The 16978-nt window shown below is 51.8% G+C and carries 14 protein-coding genes; 6 read left to right on the top strand and 8 right to left on the bottom strand.

Features of this window, described 5'->3' with window-relative positions:
* Positions 1–4: 4 nt before the first annotated feature.
* The 3 genes from CODIS_RS14155 to CODIS_RS14145 all read right to left on the bottom strand — a co-directional run bounded on the left by CODIS_RS14155 (position 5) and on the right by CODIS_RS14145 (position 3159).
* Entirely contained in the window at positions 5–1726 is a 1722-nt protein-coding gene (locus tag CODIS_RS14155) for an efflux RND transporter permease subunit (protein ID WP_235615232.1), read from the bottom strand.
* A gap of 91 nt (positions 1727–1817) precedes the next feature.
* The gene (locus tag CODIS_RS14150) at positions 1818–2435 is read right to left on the bottom strand and encodes a TetR/AcrR family transcriptional regulator (protein WP_083220781.1); all 618 of its coding nucleotides are present in this window, start codon (positions 2433–2435) and stop codon (positions 1818–1820) included.
* Positions 2436–2844: 409 nt separating this feature from the next.
* A complete protein-coding gene (locus CODIS_RS14145) occupies positions 2845–3159 on the bottom strand; it encodes a hypothetical protein (protein ID WP_154723136.1) in 315 nt (104 codons plus the stop codon).
* A gap of 493 nt (positions 3160–3652) precedes the next feature.
* On the opposite strand from CODIS_RS14145, the gene CODIS_RS14140 reads away from it, so the two are divergent.
* The 3 genes from CODIS_RS14140 (at position 3653) to hrpB (ending at position 8420) form a co-directional block, all read left to right on the top strand.
* A complete protein-coding gene (locus tag CODIS_RS14140; RefSeq protein WP_069126416.1) occupies positions 3653–3850 on the top strand; it encodes a nodulation protein E in 198 nt (65 codons plus the stop codon).
* Entirely contained in the window at positions 3847–5766 is a 1920-nt protein-coding gene (locus CODIS_RS14135) for an ATP-binding protein (protein WP_069126414.1), read from the top strand. Before CODIS_RS14140 ends, CODIS_RS14135 begins: the two co-directional genes overlap by 4 nt.
* Positions 5767–5894: 128 nt before the next feature.
* Positions 5895–8420: an ATP-dependent helicase HrpB gene (gene hrpB, locus CODIS_RS14130; RefSeq protein ID WP_069126625.1), complete on the top strand. Its 2526-nt coding sequence runs from the start codon at positions 5895–5897 to the stop codon at positions 8418–8420.
* A gap of 141 nt (positions 8421–8561) precedes the next feature.
* Here hrpB and CODIS_RS14125 read toward each other — a convergent pair whose 3' ends face one another.
* The 5 genes from CODIS_RS14125 to CODIS_RS14105 form a co-directional block, all read right to left on the bottom strand.
* Entirely contained in the window at positions 8562–9338 is a 777-nt protein-coding gene (locus CODIS_RS14125; protein WP_162420231.1) for a sulfite exporter TauE/SafE family protein, read from the bottom strand.
* Positions 9339–9443: 105 nt separating this feature from the next.
* Positions 9444–10676 carry a hypothetical protein gene (locus tag CODIS_RS14120; protein ID WP_083220778.1) on the bottom strand — a complete coding sequence of 411 codons (1233 nt, stop codon included), beginning with the start codon at positions 10674–10676 and terminating at the stop codon, positions 9444–9446.
* On the bottom strand, positions 10673–11098 hold the full coding sequence (locus CODIS_RS14115; protein ID WP_235615231.1) for a thioredoxin family protein: 426 nt from the start codon (positions 11096–11098) through the stop codon (positions 10673–10675). The genes CODIS_RS14120 and CODIS_RS14115 overlap by 4 nt, the downstream gene beginning before the upstream one ends.
* Positions 11099–11320: 222 nt before the next feature.
* Positions 11321–12688 carry a sigma-54-dependent transcriptional regulator gene (locus tag CODIS_RS14110; RefSeq protein WP_069126412.1) on the bottom strand — a complete coding sequence of 456 codons (1368 nt, stop codon included), beginning with the start codon at positions 12686–12688 and terminating at the stop codon, positions 11321–11323.
* The gene (locus CODIS_RS14105; protein ID WP_069126410.1) at positions 12685–14541 is read right to left on the bottom strand and encodes a HAMP domain-containing sensor histidine kinase; all 1857 of its coding nucleotides are present in this window, start codon (positions 14539–14541) and stop codon (positions 12685–12687) included. Before CODIS_RS14105 ends, CODIS_RS14110 begins: the two co-directional genes overlap by 4 nt.
* 201 nt (positions 14542–14742) lie before the next feature.
* On the opposite strand from CODIS_RS14105, the gene CODIS_RS14100 reads away from it, so the two are divergent.
* The 3 genes from CODIS_RS14100 to CODIS_RS21245 all read left to right on the top strand — a co-directional run.
* The gene (locus CODIS_RS14100; RefSeq protein ID WP_069126407.1) at positions 14743–15519 is read left to right on the top strand and encodes a hypothetical protein; all 777 of its coding nucleotides are present in this window, start codon (positions 14743–14745) and stop codon (positions 15517–15519) included.
* A gap of 416 nt (positions 15520–15935) precedes the next feature.
* Positions 15936–16220 (top strand): hypothetical protein, encoded by a 285-nt coding sequence (locus CODIS_RS14095; RefSeq protein WP_069126404.1) that lies wholly within the window; start codon positions 15936–15938, stop codon positions 16218–16220.
* A 106-nt stretch (positions 16221–16326) separates the two neighbouring features.
* The coding region (locus CODIS_RS21245) for a hypothetical protein (protein ID WP_201259034.1) at positions 16327–16978 on the top strand (652 nt) is incomplete at its 3' end.

The raw sequence follows: 16978 nt of genomic DNA, 5'->3' as shown, positions 1-16978 counted from the left end.
TCTCCTACAGCCATGCTTGGGCACGCTCTTCGATCTCCAGCAACTGGGTGGTGGAGATACTCTCCATGGTGACGGTAAAACGCGTCGCCGACTTTTTTACATTGATCTGATTATTCAGATCGAGGCCGAAGGGGAGGGAAAACTCATACAACAGCAGGTATTGGGCCGACAGGTCCCGTTGATCCGGCAGCCGGTACCAATCGTCATTGTCCGCATGCATGTTGCGATTGAGACGTTTCATGATGTCAGTGATGCTGTTGACGTGCAGTACATGGGGCTGTTGCCGATACCAGTTGGCGAACTCCTCCACTCTCTGCAGAAACTGCGGATCGCTGATGCCTCCGGTCTCACCACTCTCCAGGGAATACTCTATGAGATAGATGCCGGTTAAATTTTCAGTGGTGTAATCGGTTGCCTGCCGAAAGGTGATAGTCTCGTCGAAATATTTTACAAACTGATCATCGAGCCGGTTGTTGGGTATCTGCGAAATGAGCAGCAACACAACCATGCCCATGCCCCATAGCAGCTGTTTTTTGTAACGCACAACAAAGTCAGAGAAGCGTACCATGGCAATGCTGCCCAGGGTGTCTCCGCTGAGGGCCTTGACCGGTAACAGCATCATCATGGCGGGCAGGAAGGTGATGGAGAGAAAGAATGCCAGCACTACCCCCATGGCCGCCATGTTGCCCAAATCACGGAACGGCGGTGCTTCACTGAAATTGAGACTGAGAAAGCCGATGGCAGTGGTCAGGGTGGTGAGGAAAATGGGCTGCAGGTTAATGCGCAGACTCTCCATCATCGCCTCATATTTGTTCTGCCCGTCTCGCATGAAGTGGAGAAAGTTGACCAAAATGTGCACACAATCGGCGATCGCCAGGGTCATGATTACGATCGGTACTGTGGTGGTGGGCGGCGACATCTTGATGCCGAGCCAGCCTGTCAGGCCCATGGTGGCGATGATCATCAGAATAATGATGATCACCGTCGAGAGGGTGCCGGGAATGGAGCGCAGCATCACTACCAATACCAGGATCACCGCGGCGAACATGATCGGGTAGAGGCTCGTCATGTCGTCCTGGGAGGCGGAAGGAAAAGCGTTGTTCATCATCACCATGCCGGTGAGATGGATGTCGATGTTGGGATAGGCCGCCTCGATGTTTTTTGCCATCTCCCTGGCCCGGTTCGCCACTTCCGGTACCTCGGTCAGTTTTTTGCCCGGCAGCTGTACCGTCACATTGACGCCGGTGGTGTGGGCCGAGGGCGATATCAAACGATTGACCAGGAGGGGATCGCTGGTGGCGATTCGCTGTTTCTCAGCCAGATCTTCATCGTTCAGGGATTGGGGGTCCAGGACAAGATCCTCGACGATCAGATCATCCCCTTCGGCATGGGTATGCTGGAAGTTGGTGATGGAATCGACACGCAGGGAGTAGGGTATCTGCCAGGATTCCTTGGTCAGCTCCGCGACGGCGGTGAGGGTTTCACGTGTAAATACCTTGCCATCCTTGGGTGCGATGACAAACAGTACATTGTCATTTTTCGTGTAGGTATTCTGCAGTTGTTCGAAGGCCTTCAGTTGTGGATTCTCTTCGCTGAAAAACATGCGGTAATCATTGCTGAATGCCAGGTGTTGTATACCACTGCCCATCAACAGCGAGATCGCGATGGCAAGAAAGATGACCAGCAACCTGTTATTCAGTACGAAGCGGAAAAAGGATTCTTTCATATCATTTCCCTGTTGCTGATTTGTCAGTTTCGTTTGGTTGTTTGTTCATTTCACGTTCCTTGCGATGGGTCTTTGGTTTGAATTTACGGGTTTATGTGCGAAGGCTGTTCAGATAGATTGAAAGCGCCTTGCCGCAACGCATCAGCTCATCGTGGCTCTGGGCATTTTTCGCCATACTCATGCAGCCCTCCAGTGAGGCAAGAATGAAAAAAGCCGTATCGGCCGGATCGATCGCGGTGGAGACACTGCCTTCCTGCTGTCCTCGGGTAAGAAGCGTTTCGATACTCTCCTGCCAGCGTTTGTAGATCGAGTCGATGCGTTGACGAAAACCGTCATCGATGGCCGACATCTCCTGGGCCAGGTTGTTGAGCGGACAGCCGAGGGTGATCTCTTCACACTGGTAGTGCTCGCCCATCTTCATGATGGTTCCCATCAACACGTCGATCGGGTGTCCGGGTTGGCGCAGGGGTTCGAACCAGAGTCTCTGCAACTCCTCGGCGATATGTTCGTCCAGTACGGCGTAACCGAGTTGCAGTTTGCTGCTGAAATGGTGATAGAGGGCGCCTTTGGTGACGCCGGTTCGTTCCAGGATGGCATTCAGACTGGCGGCCTGGAAACCGAAACGATGAATCTCCTCATAGGCGGCTTCCAGCAGTGACCGTCGGGTAGCGTCAGCATCGGCAAGCATGGCAGCGGGAATCCCATTCATGAAACATACCGACCAGTATGTATCTTGATTGGAAGTCTGTCAAATTTCATTTTCCCGCTGATCGGTTTCATCTGGTTTGTTACCGGCCGAAAACCCCAAACACGCTGTTGAAGGATTGATCTGAAATTGGTAGAGCACTCGGAATGGCTTACGGTCAGAGCTGATTCTGGCCGCCGCCGATGGTTTAATCCTCTCTGATCGGTAACGCGTTGTAACAAGATGTAACATGGAATATATCGATATCTTTAGGGCTTCAATCAATGAGATTCATTCGAAGCCACATGCAGCTGTTCAATGGCGGGAGATATGGCGTGAAGCAATTCAACAGCACACACAGCATTACCATTTGCCAGTGGTAGTGATTATTACGGTGTTTCGGATACTTTGTGCTTGAAGTACAGGGAAAGGATTATTGCTGCGGAGGCTTCTTTACCTGCTGTTTGATTGAATCCAACATGCTTTCGATGTCGGTGTTCTCTTCATATCTGCAGTCACGAACCTTCAATTGATTTGCAATTCTGAGCGTGCCATCTTCGTGCAGGATGCCCAGCACTTTGTTGTGTTTGTTTCTGAGAATCGTGGTTGCACTGTCTCCCGAGAGACGCCTCACGCAGAAGGTTGTCCAGCCATACTCTCTCAGGTGTATCAATCCCAGCTGTTGTTGCTCGTTGAGATAGCTTTTTGGGTCAGAGGGAATGGCGCTGATACCAATACGTCTATCCACAGTCATTTACCGGTCAATTATTTGTACATTGTTAATTTTTACATAAACAAAAAAAATGCCAAACATTAAGATATTCATTTAAAACAGTAAGATAGGGTCTGACACATTTTCTTTGGGGTTGTTATGCTTCGTGAGCGTAAAAAAAACCGACACATTTCGGCTATTCGCCACAAGGCTTTTAATTTCTAAAAAGCAATAGCATAAGTTATTGATATTATAGGGCATGAAAGGGGAAACTGTTTGATCCAGCCATGCAATAGTCCCTTAACGGATTGTTACCGATAGATATTTCGAATTGTTGCAGATCCGGCAACGGGCTGTTTCGTTGATGACCTGCTGATCAGAACTCCCTATACTGGGCTGACGACCGAATGCGCAATCAATATGGGGATAACGACGGCAACTCATCGACGGGTTGCCAATACGGTTGGGCATCAATATTTTACTGGTTCAAGCAGTTCAGGCGGTACACAAGAAAAAAGGGGAGTTTTGTATGTCTTCGTCAGATCAGACAACACAGCAAGAGAATCTGTCGCTGGGGGCGTCTGCCCAGGAGTTTCTCGACTACTGCAAGGCAGAAAAAGAGCGCCGTCTCAACTCTGGGGAGGCGTTTGACGAGGAGACATTCGATCAGGCCATGCAAATGGTGATCAACAAACTGCGTGTGCTCGCGGATGAGGGTTGGTCATGATCATTAATTCCATCAAGGCGAATAATGTTCTGAAGTATACCGACCTGAATTTGGAGAATATCCCCGGGCAGGGCTTGATCGCAATATCCGGACCCAATGAATCGGGCAAGAGTACGATTGGTGAAACCGTCTGTTTCGCGCTCTTCGGCAGGACCTTCTCCCTGGATGTGGATGATTTGACCAAGGTGATACGCTGGGGTGAAACCCACTGTTCGGCACAGCTCGAATTTACCCCGAGGGACGGTAAGCGTTATTGCCTGGATCGTTTTCTCGATGATGCGGGTAACCACAGCGCCAGACTTACCCTTACGGCATCCGATAACGATGAGGAACCGATCGCGCGAGGTGTGGAGCAAGTTGCGGACAAGGTCTATGAGTTGGTCGGATATGAGTTTGAGGAGTTCGTTGAATCCTTCTATCTGGCGCAACGCGAGATCACGACTCCCCATCCCCATAGCTTTGCGGTAAAGACCATGGCTGGATTAGTAACCCTGGAGTATGTCAACGAGGCATGCCAGGAGGACAAGGGCGCCACCCTGAATGAGGTTGAGCAGCGTCAAGCGGAACAGATCAGTGTGCAGACTCAAATCGATGAGATCGATATTGATCACAACCTGATGCCGGCGTTACAGGGTGAACACAATGAGGTGACCCGCCATATGGAAGATTCGATGGACCTTATCGAACAGCTGGAGAACGCATCCATTACCTACCAGGATGCCGTGCCGAGACGGGAGTCAGATCTCAGTACAGCCGGACGCGCCGGCTTTCTGGCGTTTCTGTCTCTGCTATTGGCATTGATTGCGGGCGGGGCCTGGTATCTGCTGGCAAAACTACCCGAGCAGGCCTCTGCACAGCAATTGAGTGAAATACTGAGCAACAATATCTCTGCCTGGCAAGATTCGATGATCCCCTGGCTGCTGTATGGTGCGGGCGGATTTGCGTTGTTGTTTTTGATCTTCTGGATTCGTCGCGCCGCCAAAAAGCGCAGCGCCAAGGCCTACGACGAGGCGGCATCCGGGCTGGTGGATGCACTGGGTAACCTGGATAGCCTCTCCAGTGTGGTTATCCGTAATGAACTCGTGGAGGAGGTTGAATCCAACCAGGCAGATATGGATACGGAGAGCACGGAAGGGACAGAGAGCGAACAACCTGACGAGGCCGAGGCAGAACCGGCGATTGTCGATCGTGCCGCACGGGAGCGCCTGAGTCAGCGGGTGAGTGACTGGAATGTCACCATCGCCGAAGTCAGAGACGGCGTGGCGCAGGAAGAGGGCCAATTGAGGCAGGGTGTGGAAACGGACCGGCGCCGGCTGGGTCAGCTCGATTCGGTCATTGACCAGGAGCAGGAGCGTTTGGATAAGTTCGAACAGCTGAAACAGATCAAGGGTGATCTGCAGCAGAAGATCGATGACAAACAACGCCACATGGAGATCTGCGCGGTGGCGGATCAATTGATTCAGGGCGCGACCAGGGAGGTCTCCCATAAATTCAACCACAAGCTGCGCGGTCTGGTCAGCAAGACCCTGCCCTTGTTTACCGAGAACCGTTATGAGCATCTGCAGATCGACGACGATCTGAGTGTGCGCGCCTTCTCCAGTGAAAAGCGGGACTTCATGGACCTGGAAGAGATATCCAGCGGTACCCAGCGTCAGATCATGTTGGCGGTACGTCTCGCGCTTTCCCAGGAGCTGGTCAACCGGGCCATACAGGGGAGTCAGTTTCTGTTTCTCGATGAGCCTTTTGCCTTCTTCGATGAGAAGCGTACGCGCAGTTCACTCACGGTGCTGCCGACTTTGAGTGAGGATCTGACTCAGATATGGATCGTTGCCCAGGATTTTGCGGATGACCTGAACTTCGATATGCATGTACATTGTGATAGAGAGAGCAATTCCATATCGCTGCAACAGGGTTAATCTGCTTTTTTCCACGCTCCATTACGGTGTAGGGTGCGGCTTGCCGCACCATTAACCCTATGGCCTCATAGTACGGATCAGAAGACGAAACCTTCGGTGCGGTAGCGCCGCACCCGACCATGGTGCCGATGGTGTCTGAACTCCCCGTCACACAAATCATGCCCGCACTGGACGATACGCTTGCAAGCACCGGCAGAGCCGTGTTGTGCGCGCCGCCCGGATCGGGTAAGACGACCCTGGTTCCAATCCGATTGTTGCAGGCTGCCTGGTTGAGGGGGCAAACCATTCTGTTGCTTGAGCCCCGTCGACTGGCTGCCCGGACAGCAGCAGTCCGCATGGCCCATTTATTGGGCGAGGCCGTCGGTGAACGGGTAGGTTATTCCATACGCCTGGAAAGAAAGGTCTCCCGGAAAACCCGTGTCGAGGTGGTGACCGAAGGTATCCTGACACGCCGTTTGCAACAGGATCCTCAGTTGAAAGGGGTTGGCCTGCTGATCTTTGACGAGTTCCATGAACGTAATCTGCACAGCGATCTGGCTCTGGCCTTGGCCCTTGATGCCCGGCAGGGGCTGCGGGAGGATCTGCGGCTGTTGATTATGTCGGCAACCCTCGATTCGGATCGTATCTCCGCGCTGATGTATGGAGCGCCTATCATCACCGCCCAAGGTCGGCAATTTCCTGTGACCCATCACTACCTTGGAATAAAGCCCGAGAAAAGAGCCATTGCCGAACAGGTGTCGCAGGCCGTTGCCAGGGTATGGTATGAGGAACAGGGTGACATCCTCGTGTTTCTGCCTGGCGTTGCCGAAATCAGACAGGTGCAGACGCTGATCGCTAGCCGCTTTGCCGAATCTGAACGCTCGCCCCTGATTGCACCGCTCTATGGCGACCTGCCGAAGGCGGAACAGGATCGCGCGTTACTCCCGGACAGGGGAAAGAGGCGCCGTATCGTGCTCACCACGTCCATTGCGGAGACAAGCCTAACCATTGAGGGGGTCAGTGCGGTCATCGATTGCGGTTGGTCGCGACTGCCGCGTTTTATGCCCGGGATCGGGTTGACCCGGCTGGAGACCGTTGCGGTATCGAAGGCTGCAGCCGCCCAGCGAGCCGGGCGGGCGGGGCGTCTCGGCCCCGGTATCTGTTATCGTTTATGGTCATCCCAGTATCAGGATCAATTGCCTGATTACCATCCTGCGGAGATCCTGCAGGCCGATCTGGCTCCCCTGGCCTTGCAACTCGCCGCCTGGGGTGTGGCTGATCCAGTCGATCTGCGCTGGCTTGATCCGCCACCGCAGGCTGCCTACAACCAGGCCTGTGATCTGTTACAGCGTCTCGGCGCCATGGATAGACGGCGTCTGCTGACATCAATGGGAAAGCGGATAGCCAGACTGCCCGCTCATCCACGATTGGCCCATATCCTGATAAATGTGGTCGAGGGAGATCGTCAGCTCGCCTGTGACCTGGCTGCGCTGCTGAGTGAGCGGGATATCGTAAAACGCCAGCGAGAGAGCCATCCGGGTGCGGACCTGGAACAGCGTTTACACTTGCTCGCATCGTGGCGGAATCGAGGTCATGGCGGCAGTGTAAACGGCATCGACACCCATGCATGTAAAAGGGTCGACAGGGTAAGCAGGGATTGGCGCATGCGCTTACAGCGTCTCGATAGTGACACGAACAGTGTGGAAATGTCTGCAGCACAACTTCTGGCGCTGGCCTATCCCGACCGGATTGCTCAGCGGACAGGGCATGGCCGATTTCGCCTGGCCAATGGTCGAGGTGCGCTGTTGAACGATTCGGATCCCTTGGCGACACAGGATTTTTTAGTCGTAGCCGAGTTGGATGCCGGCAAGGTTGAGGGGTGGATCAGACTGGCCGTTGCCATCACTGAAGCGGAGATCCGTCAACTTCCCGATATCGAAATCGAAACAACCTCGGCTGTTGTTTGGGATAAGCGGGAGCAACGGGTTACGGCCTTTGAGGAAGCCCGGGTCGGGGCAGTGGTCCTTGATCATAGTCCACTTGCCGAACCCGACCCGGAAAAGGTTGTCAGCGCCATGTTACAGGGACTCACATCGATGGGATTGGCAGTATTGCCGTGGAGTAAACGGCTTCGTCAATGGCAGATGCGGGTCTGTTGGTTGGCTAGTCAGCTGAATGATTCAAACTGGCCCGATCTTTCGGATGAATGGTTGTCGAAACATCTCAGTGACTGGTTGGGACCCTGGTTGCCGGGAATCAACAACAAAGAACATCTGCAGCGACTCGACCTGAGCGGGATACTCAAGGCAAGTCTTGATTGGCAGCAACAACAGCTACTGGATCGCGAGGCTCCAAGCCACTTGAAGGTGCCAAGTGGATCCAGGGTTCCGCTTCACTACACGGTGGAAGGGCCTCCGGTTCTTGCAGTCAGGTTACAAGAGATGTTCGGTCTGGCGGATACACCCAGAATAGGTGGTGGTAAGGTACCTGTCATGTTACACCTGCTCTCACCGGCGCAAAGACCCATGCAGATCACCGATGATCTGGCTGGATTCTGGCAGAGGACCTATCCGGACGTGAAGAAGGAGTTGAAGGGGCGCTATCCGAAACATTATTGGCCTGACGATCCGGTTCATGCAGAAGCAACCGCCAAGGCAAAACCCAGAAAATCATGAATCAAAGATACTGATGGATCTGTCGGTCGATTAAGCAGAATCGGTTCATTGGGAGGTAACGAGTCTCTGATGATGCCAGGCAACTAACCTGTGATTCTGTAGGCATATTAAATGGGTAATCTACTACTCAGGTTTGATTCATCAGGTATAGGCAACAATAAAACGTACGATCAATATCCCTGCGATTACCCAGAGCAACCCCCTTAACAGGGTCACGTAGCGTTCTGCTGTGAAGCGTTTACGCAGCTGCATGCCGATAAATAGCGAGGTCAATGCAAAAGGTGCGAGCAACAATGTGCGCAACAGAAATAAGCCGATACCGGGGATGTCCTGCTGCATAAAGATCAGACTCTGGGTCAATTTGCCGGTGAAAAAGTTCAGGTTGAATAGAACCACCATGGTCGCTGTGGCAATACGCAATTCCATGAAGAGGATGATCAATACCGGCAGCATCACATTCACCATGCCGGCCATCAGTCCAGCTGTTGTGCCAAACAGGATATAGGCGGGCAGGGTGTGATTTCTTACCCAGGAAAATTCGATGCTTTGCAGACGATCCTGATTCAGATAGAGCAATACGGCCACGGCTAGCAGCAGCAGAAAGGGACGAGGATCAAGCCAAAGTAATAAAAAAGTGCCGGTCACCGTACCCAGTAGCGCAAAAGGTATAATCAGCAGGTAAGGACGGACATTCCTCAATTGCGCTCTGCCGCCATGCCATATGGTCGTAAGGTTGACCGACATGGTGGGGACCACACAAATCAGCACGGCGGTAAACACGTCGGTGAACAGGGCTATCAATGGCGTTGCGACCATTGGGAAACCGATACCGAAAGTGCCATGAACCAGCCCGGCCAGGAAGATAACGGGTGCGGCTAGCCAAATGAGATCCCAGGATAGCGGTACCAGTTCAATCAAGGTGTAGTCCAACAGTTACTGGAATGACACGCTTGCATATCAATATTTTCCCGGCTACTTGCGTGCCTGTCATCGAATGGCTGAGCCTGATGGTCAAGTGGGTAACTATTTATCGATATGACGCCGGCCCCGCGCATACTTCAGCCGAGTGGTCGCGCCGATATCTTGTCGTTCAATCCAGATGACGTGGAGGTCTCCCCTGGTATCCAGCACGATACTTGGATTACTCTGATGGCCTTCTCCGGATGCAACAGGCAGCAACCAGTCATCACTCCACACTCCATCATCTTGCCAGCTCAACACCACGTCGGTATTACCTTCCCGCTCATCATCCCAAGCAGCGACCAAGCTGCCATCCCGATGTCCGGAAAGTGCAGCATGACGCTGCTTAGCCAGTCCTCCAAAATCGTCCTGGAGCTTTACGTTGCTGCCGAAACGGGATTCTGCGGATAGAAAAGGGGCCCCCCAGATATCGTAGCCATCGCGAAAGTCGCGCTTGTCTTCCCATGCAGCGAATACGCCACGATGGCCGTAATGCCCCAAGGCGACTCTCGATACCCCGTGGCCCGACCCGTATGGCAGACCGCGAATCTCAGGTTTTTCACTGATACGATATGCGGCACTGAATCGGCATGGGTTACCAGGATGATCAACCGCAGCCATGATAATCGTGTGCTTTGGACGACGGTCTTCCCAGGCTACCAGCAGGCGACCGTCGCTGATGACTGCTGCCGGGTATAGTTGTTCATCCGTGGGAGGGATGGCATCAACAGGACAGGCCATACCGAGTTTCAATACGCCTTTTTCATTCGGCCTCAAATCTGTAGCATGAATCCGCCCAAAGCGTCCGCGGCGCTGTGACCAAACAGCATAGACCCTGTCACCATGGGTGGTCAGATTGACTTGCGATGAGGGATTGCTGTCGACTTTGACGATAGGCCCTAGAACAGGAGTACCGTCGAGCGAGGCCATTCGAGCATGAATATACCCATCCTCCTCCCAGGCGATGACGAAGCGGCCGCCACTGAGGGCGACCAGTGAAGGTTCGTATGCCTCACCACCTCCACTGAGTCGAATGTCATGGTTGAAATTGTTGTCGGTGGCCCCTTTGTATGCCAGGTAGATACGTGGAACGCCATCCCGATCATCTTCCCATGCGATAGCAATGATCTGCTCTGAGACGGCGATATTGCGTCGACCAGAGGAATCGATATGGTGGAAGTAGCCGGTGTTGGGACCCGAGACGTCGATTGCCCGTTCGAATTTCCAGGAAGAGGCAGTAAGTGCCGTCGGTAACATAAAACAGAGTGTGAGGACAACGAAATCAGCAATTTTCACTGCGCTTCCTTCGCCAGGGCCGCTTGAATCCTTCTATCCGCCTCGATCAGGTCCTCAATACGCTGAACACCGATCATGCGGTAGATGGGCTTTCCATCCGGAGTAAGGAAAGAGAACACAGGGGTGACCAGGGCATTGTAACGGGTTCCCAGTTCACGCTCGGTGATCCTTTCACCGCTGTGGAGTCGAAGTCGGCGGCCGCTTTCTGCATCCACGTAGGCAAGGGCATAGTTGGCTATGTAACGCGCTTTGACCGTTGGATCGATAAACGCTTCCTTATTGGTTTTTTCGCAATAACCGCAGCCGTAGCGCCCAAAATAGACGAATAATGGCTTGGCGTCGCTTTTCGCTTGCGCCATGGCCTGATCGAATGGCTGGAACGGGTAGCCATCAGGAGCGTCGGCACTGCAGATTGGGGGCAACAGTAATACTGCTGCGACTGACAAGAAAACCGGTCTGATAGCGCGTGCAAGCGGCTGATGCCAACTGGCAAGGTATTGTAAGCAGGTTGTGTTCATGACCTACATAATAGCAACAAGCTTACAAATCAGCTCTGTTTATTTGACGCTTGTCCAGACAGGCTAGTCGGGGATCACAGGAGAACGCATGGCCCCTTCATTCGGATGCAGAAGTGCGCGATACAGTCAGACTGCTTTATATTTAATGTCGTCCAAAGAGTAGCGTTTGATCATGCGATAAATGCTCCGCTCGCTGATCCCCATAACTTCCGCAACTTTTCCACGGCGACCAGAGTGTTTCTTTAATTGATATGACAGGTAGTGAGCTTCCAGTTCTTCCAAGGAGGGATCGTGATCAAAATTGAGTGTCACAACTCCCTCACCCTTGCTTAGCACCCGGGTAAAGGCAAAATGTTCAGGTTTGATCGCCTGTCTTTCACCCGAGAGAATAATCGCTCGTTCTATTACATTCTTTAACTCTCTGATATTGCCGGGCCAATCGTAGGAGACGAGTGAGCGAATGGCCGATGATGAAAGTGTTTTGTTAACCCGGGTGGAAAAATTATGATTTGTCAGGAAGTGCTTGGCCAGCTCCGGGATATCGTCACGTCTGTCGCGCAATGGCGGTACAATAACATTGAAAGCATTGAGCCTGAAGAAGAGGTCGGAGCGAAAATCTCCCTCAGACGACATGGTTTCCAGGTCGCGGTTTGTGGCGGCCACTATCCTGACGTTGGCGTTCAAGTCCTTTGTGCTGCCCAGTCTCCGGAATTGCCCGGTTTCCAGAACGCGTAGAAGCTTTGCTTGCCCACTGCTGTTTATTTCGCCGATTTCATCTAAAAACAGTGTTCCTCCCTCCGCTCCCTCAATCAATCCCTTTTTCTGTTTGTCCGCACCGGTAAATGCCCCTTTCTCATGACCAAATAATTCTGATTCAAATAGATTTTCTTGCAGGGTACAACAGTCTACTGCAACGAAATTATGCTTTTTACGGTGGCTGTGTGCATGAATGGCACGCGCTACCAATTCTTTACCCGAGCCGCTCTCACCTTGAATCAGTACAGTGATGTCATTGGGAGCGACGGCTCCGATTAATTGCCTGACCTTTGTCAGTGCCTCGCTGTTTCCGACAAGCGATGAATGGCGTTGCGTGCTCTGCTCTAATTGTCGTTTGCAAAACAGGTGATCTTTCCGCAGTGCAGCATTATCGAGAGCTCTCTCAACAGTCAGTGAAAGTGTATCGAGACTGACTGGTTTCAGAATGTAATCGATCGCTCCGGCTTTTATGGCGCCCACGGCATCTCGAACAGAACCGAATGCGGTAAGGATTATTACAGGATAATTAATGGATAGATTTTCGATATACTCAAGGCTGTTGGCGTCGGGTAGGCGGGCATCTGTGATGATTAGCGATGGCTCATACTTTTCCAGATAACCCAGGACGTTGTCCCAGCGACTGAGACCGTCCGCCTCATACCCTAATTTAATGAGGTGTTGTATGATGAGGTTTCTGAGTATGTCGTCATCCTCTACGACGACTATTCTAGATGTCATGTCTTTACCTCTAGTTCATGCTCGGCGTCCGGCAGTTCGACAGTAAAAACACTGCCAGCGGAAAATTCACTCTCAACTCTTATCGTTCCACCATACTTTTCTATGATGGCAAGACTGATTGATAGGCCAAGGCCGGTCCCTTTAACATCGTCAGCACGACGACTGAAAAAGGGATCGAATATATAAGGCAGGTCTTTGGCGCGGATACCGGCGCCGGTATCGGAAAACTGCAGTAAAATCGTTTTACCGTCGGAAAAACTGGAAACGGTCAATATCCCGCCTTCAGGCATTGCATGAAACGCATTTTGTGCCAAATTTAGCGCAACCATTCTGATTTCACTTTCAGATGCCAAAGTACGAAGCAGATCGGTTTTATATCTCTCTTCAACAGTGATATGCAACTGGTCAGCCTGCCATTGCAATAGACTCAGTGTCTCATGCAGGGCGTTATTGACATCGACCAACTCAAGGCTTTCAGGGGGTGGCGAGCCTAATTTGAGCAACTTTCCGGTGATCTCGATACAGGTATTGATCTCGTCATCGATAAGTTCGAAATGTTTCATGACGCCATTCGAATAGTTATTATCGGCAATAAGCGCGTTTTTCGTGGCATCCAGGGCCAACTTGACAGATGCGAGTGGGTTATGGATCTCATGGGCTACGCCGGTTGCCAGTCGTCCTAATTCAGAGAGTTTCTGTTCCTGGGAATATTTAACCTCTTTTGCAAGATCCCGGATCGACTCGACGATCAGGGTTGTTTCGCGCCTGCCTCGCTTTACTTCCATGGGTGCTGCAAAAATTTCAACCTCAAAGGTTGATTGATCGGAGCGATGGTGTTGATGCAACACTTTGATCGGCTTATGGTGCTGCAGGATTTCATGAACCGGACATGTGATCAGAGTAGGTGGGCAGGGCTTGGTTGTATTATGTGTGAGTGTGTAGCAGTTGTTTCCGACTTCTGTCGTTTGCAGCAGTGTGTGTTGTTCTCGATAGGCTTTGTTGGTCAATACGATTTTGAACTCATCGTCGATAATTCTGATACCGTCGGGAACGGCATCCACAAGCGCCTGTAAAAAACCTTTCTGTTCTTCCAGTTCAAGTAGTTTCTCCTGCAATCTTTCCGCCATTAGATCGAAGGTGTCACCCAACTTCGAAAGTTCATCGGTACCCCGCATTGAGACGCGGGATTCTAGATTGCCGTTGGTCAACTCTTTACTTGCATGGGTTAGATGGTTTACTGGTCTGAGGATGTAGGCATGGATGAACCACCAGCCTCCAATCAGGTTCAGGATGACGATCAGCGCGCCCGCCCCCATCAGCATCAGGGTAGTGTCACGAACCCTGTTTCTGATCGGCACGGCATCGTAATCCACGTACAGGATGCCATTGATGGGATTTTTCTCTGCAGGCCCGTGACACTCCTTACAGGGTGCTTTGTTGTGTACCGGATTGATACTGCGCAGGATTTCCTGTCCATCGCCGTTTTCGAGGAATTGGGTTGTGAGGGATGTGGCACGGTAGGGATTGGCCAATTGTTTGCCAAAGTCGCCCAGGTTACTGCTGAACCTGATTTCGCCGCCAGGATTGGTAATGAATACGGATACGATGCCCTCCTGCTTGCCCAGTTTTTTTACCATTTCGCTTAAACCGGGCAGGTCTCGCTTCAGCATGGCATTTTCCAATGAGACCTGCAGCAAATTGTTGACCTGGCTGGCAGTGTGCGCGCGTTCTCCCTCCAGTTCAGACTGGTAGAGCGAGATGTAGAGTAGGAGAAAGACCAGGGAGCTGATGGCAAGACCGGAAGTGGTGCCAAGGATGAATTTCCGATTCAGGCTGTTGGCTATCCAGTTCATCACTTATGACGGCTCAGATTTACAGTGTCAATTGATTTGATTTTAATGCCAAAAGCAGCCATTTTTCCTGACATTTTGTCAGGTTATAGGCGAGGAATCGACCTTTTTTACGAATGCATGCCCCGCGTGTGCACTCTTGGCGCATGTTTTGCTGATTAATCCAGGATTCAGTGAATTATACAATGCGGAGGAGTCCCGAAAGTGAAAAAAAACAGAAACAGTCGATATCGTTGCATCAGCGTTCATCTGTTGTGGCTTGCACTATCAATACCCACAGCAGGCTTGGCAGAACAGGGAGTTACCCTCTCTCAATCACTGCGTGAGTCTCTGCTTCTTCAAGGGTGGCAAGAGTACATCTCCGCGGATGGCAGTGTTATCTATCGCCAACCTGTAAAAAAGCCGGCAACTGACAATCAGTCACCTGAAGCTGAACTGCCGAATATCAGACAATTTGGCAATGCGCTGCAGGAGCGCGGATGGAAGGTTGAGTGGGATAGTGACGGCACGTTGATTCTGCGGCCGGGTGATACGGGCGATAAGGGCGATACGGACGATACGCCTGCTCAAACGGCAACTCAAACAGTTGAGCGTGGCTCCGTGACATTACCGGCAAATTTAAAAGGCTTTGAATACTGGCATATTGAAAGGGATGAAAGCGGGGCACTGCTATTTCATCCCGTGGAGTTGCCGACCACAAACCAGTCTATGGCAGTGGATTCAACGGCTAAAATGGCTGAATGCCGTATTGACTATTTTCAACTTGATCCGGGTGTACTGCCTCTCGATGAGTGGTCGGAGGTACATGAACTGACAAAACAATGGATAGACGCAACAAAGGAATCTGGCCTGCAGGTAGGGAAGATTCGTAAGATTAATCGTGTCTATCTGGTCAGTGTGGTCGGTGTTTCCGAGCCATATCGATTGAAATATCAGCTGGCGATTCGTGTATCGGATGGTGGTGTCATACGTATTTTTTAGTTGACTCTTTGGGTTCGATCAATGGGTGGAGGTCTCTATTGACCTCCACCCTGTGATACGACGGATGTAAGCATCAGTTATCCCTGTATGACGAAATGTCAGTCGAGCCTAATCCTATGAACTATTGCAGTAGTCAATTAAATATCCATTCTAATCGAATGATAAATATGATTTAAATTCTGTACTTGAAAATAACTTACAAATTTATCTCTATTACGGACATGCATCAGCAGCACTTAGCATGACAGATCGTCAGACAATCTTTTATCCGCATCAGCACGCATATTTGGGTTTTTGATAAAAAATCATTGTAAAACAAAGGAAAAGAGGTAGATACAGCATAATGGCACAGCTGTTGCCTACATAGACATGCCAACCCGTACTGATACAAAAGATAAATCGAGGAGGGTGTTGGAATGAGGTTGTTTCTGTCTGCCGGCTGTGGCGCTTTGATGCTGCTGTCGCCACATCTCATGGCTGACTATCCCATCGCTGGGGTAGAGCCTTCCATACGGCCTGTTGGTGCGCCTGCCATTGAATGGGTGATGCGAGACAAGGTCTGGTATCAATCTTCCTTGACTGGTGTGCAGCAACCCTATCCCAAAAGTCTCTATTTCCTTGACAACCAAGGAAATTGGCACACGCCTTTCAATCAACCCGGCATGAAGGGTAGATACGATATTCGACAATGGCATCAGTAGTGTTGGCATAAATAGGGGGTCAGGATTATCTGCCGGTTCAGGCGGATGACCGATTAACGGCCCCGAGTTGGGAGAAAATATTTACTACAACGTGAGGCAAAAAATTATGAAAAAGTTTCGAATGCCGAGTTTGAAAGGAGTGATCAAAGCTATGGGGATGGCCGTTGCACTAGCTGTCGCACCCGTGGCGTCCGCAGGCATGTATGGCATGTCAGGCATGGACGGCATGTCCGGCATGGGCGGCATGTCCGGTATGGGTGGCATGAGCGGTATGTCCGGCATGGGTGGAATGTCCGGCATGGGCGGCATGAGCGGTATGTCCGGCATGGGTGGAATGTCCGGTATGGGCGGAATGTCCGGCATGGGTGGCATGAGTGGAATGTCCGGTATGGGCGGCATGAGCGGTATGTCCGGCTATTTCAAGATCACCCCGCAAGGACAGATCTTCTTCTATCCAGCTAGTGGTATGAGCGGCATGGGCGGCATGAGCGGTATGTCCGGCATGGGCGGCATGAGCGGTATGTCCGGCATGGGCGGCATGAGCGGTATGTCCGGCATGGGCGGTATGTCCGGCATGGGCGGTATGTCCGGTATGGGCGGTATGTCCGGTATGGGTGGTATGTCCGGTATGGGTGGTATGTCCGGTATGGGCGGCATGTCCGGCATGGGTGGCCAGTGGGTTTGGGTGTCCAGCGGTATGGGCGGCATGAGCGGCATGGGCGGCATGGGCGGTATGTCCGGCATGGGCGGCATGGGCG

The organism is Candidatus Thiodiazotropha endolucinida (assembly GCF_001715975.1).
GTDB lineage: Bacteria > Pseudomonadota > Gammaproteobacteria > Chromatiales > Chromatiaceae > Thiodiazotropha > Thiodiazotropha endolucinida.
This window is presented reverse-complemented; position numbering and strand designations above follow the sequence as displayed.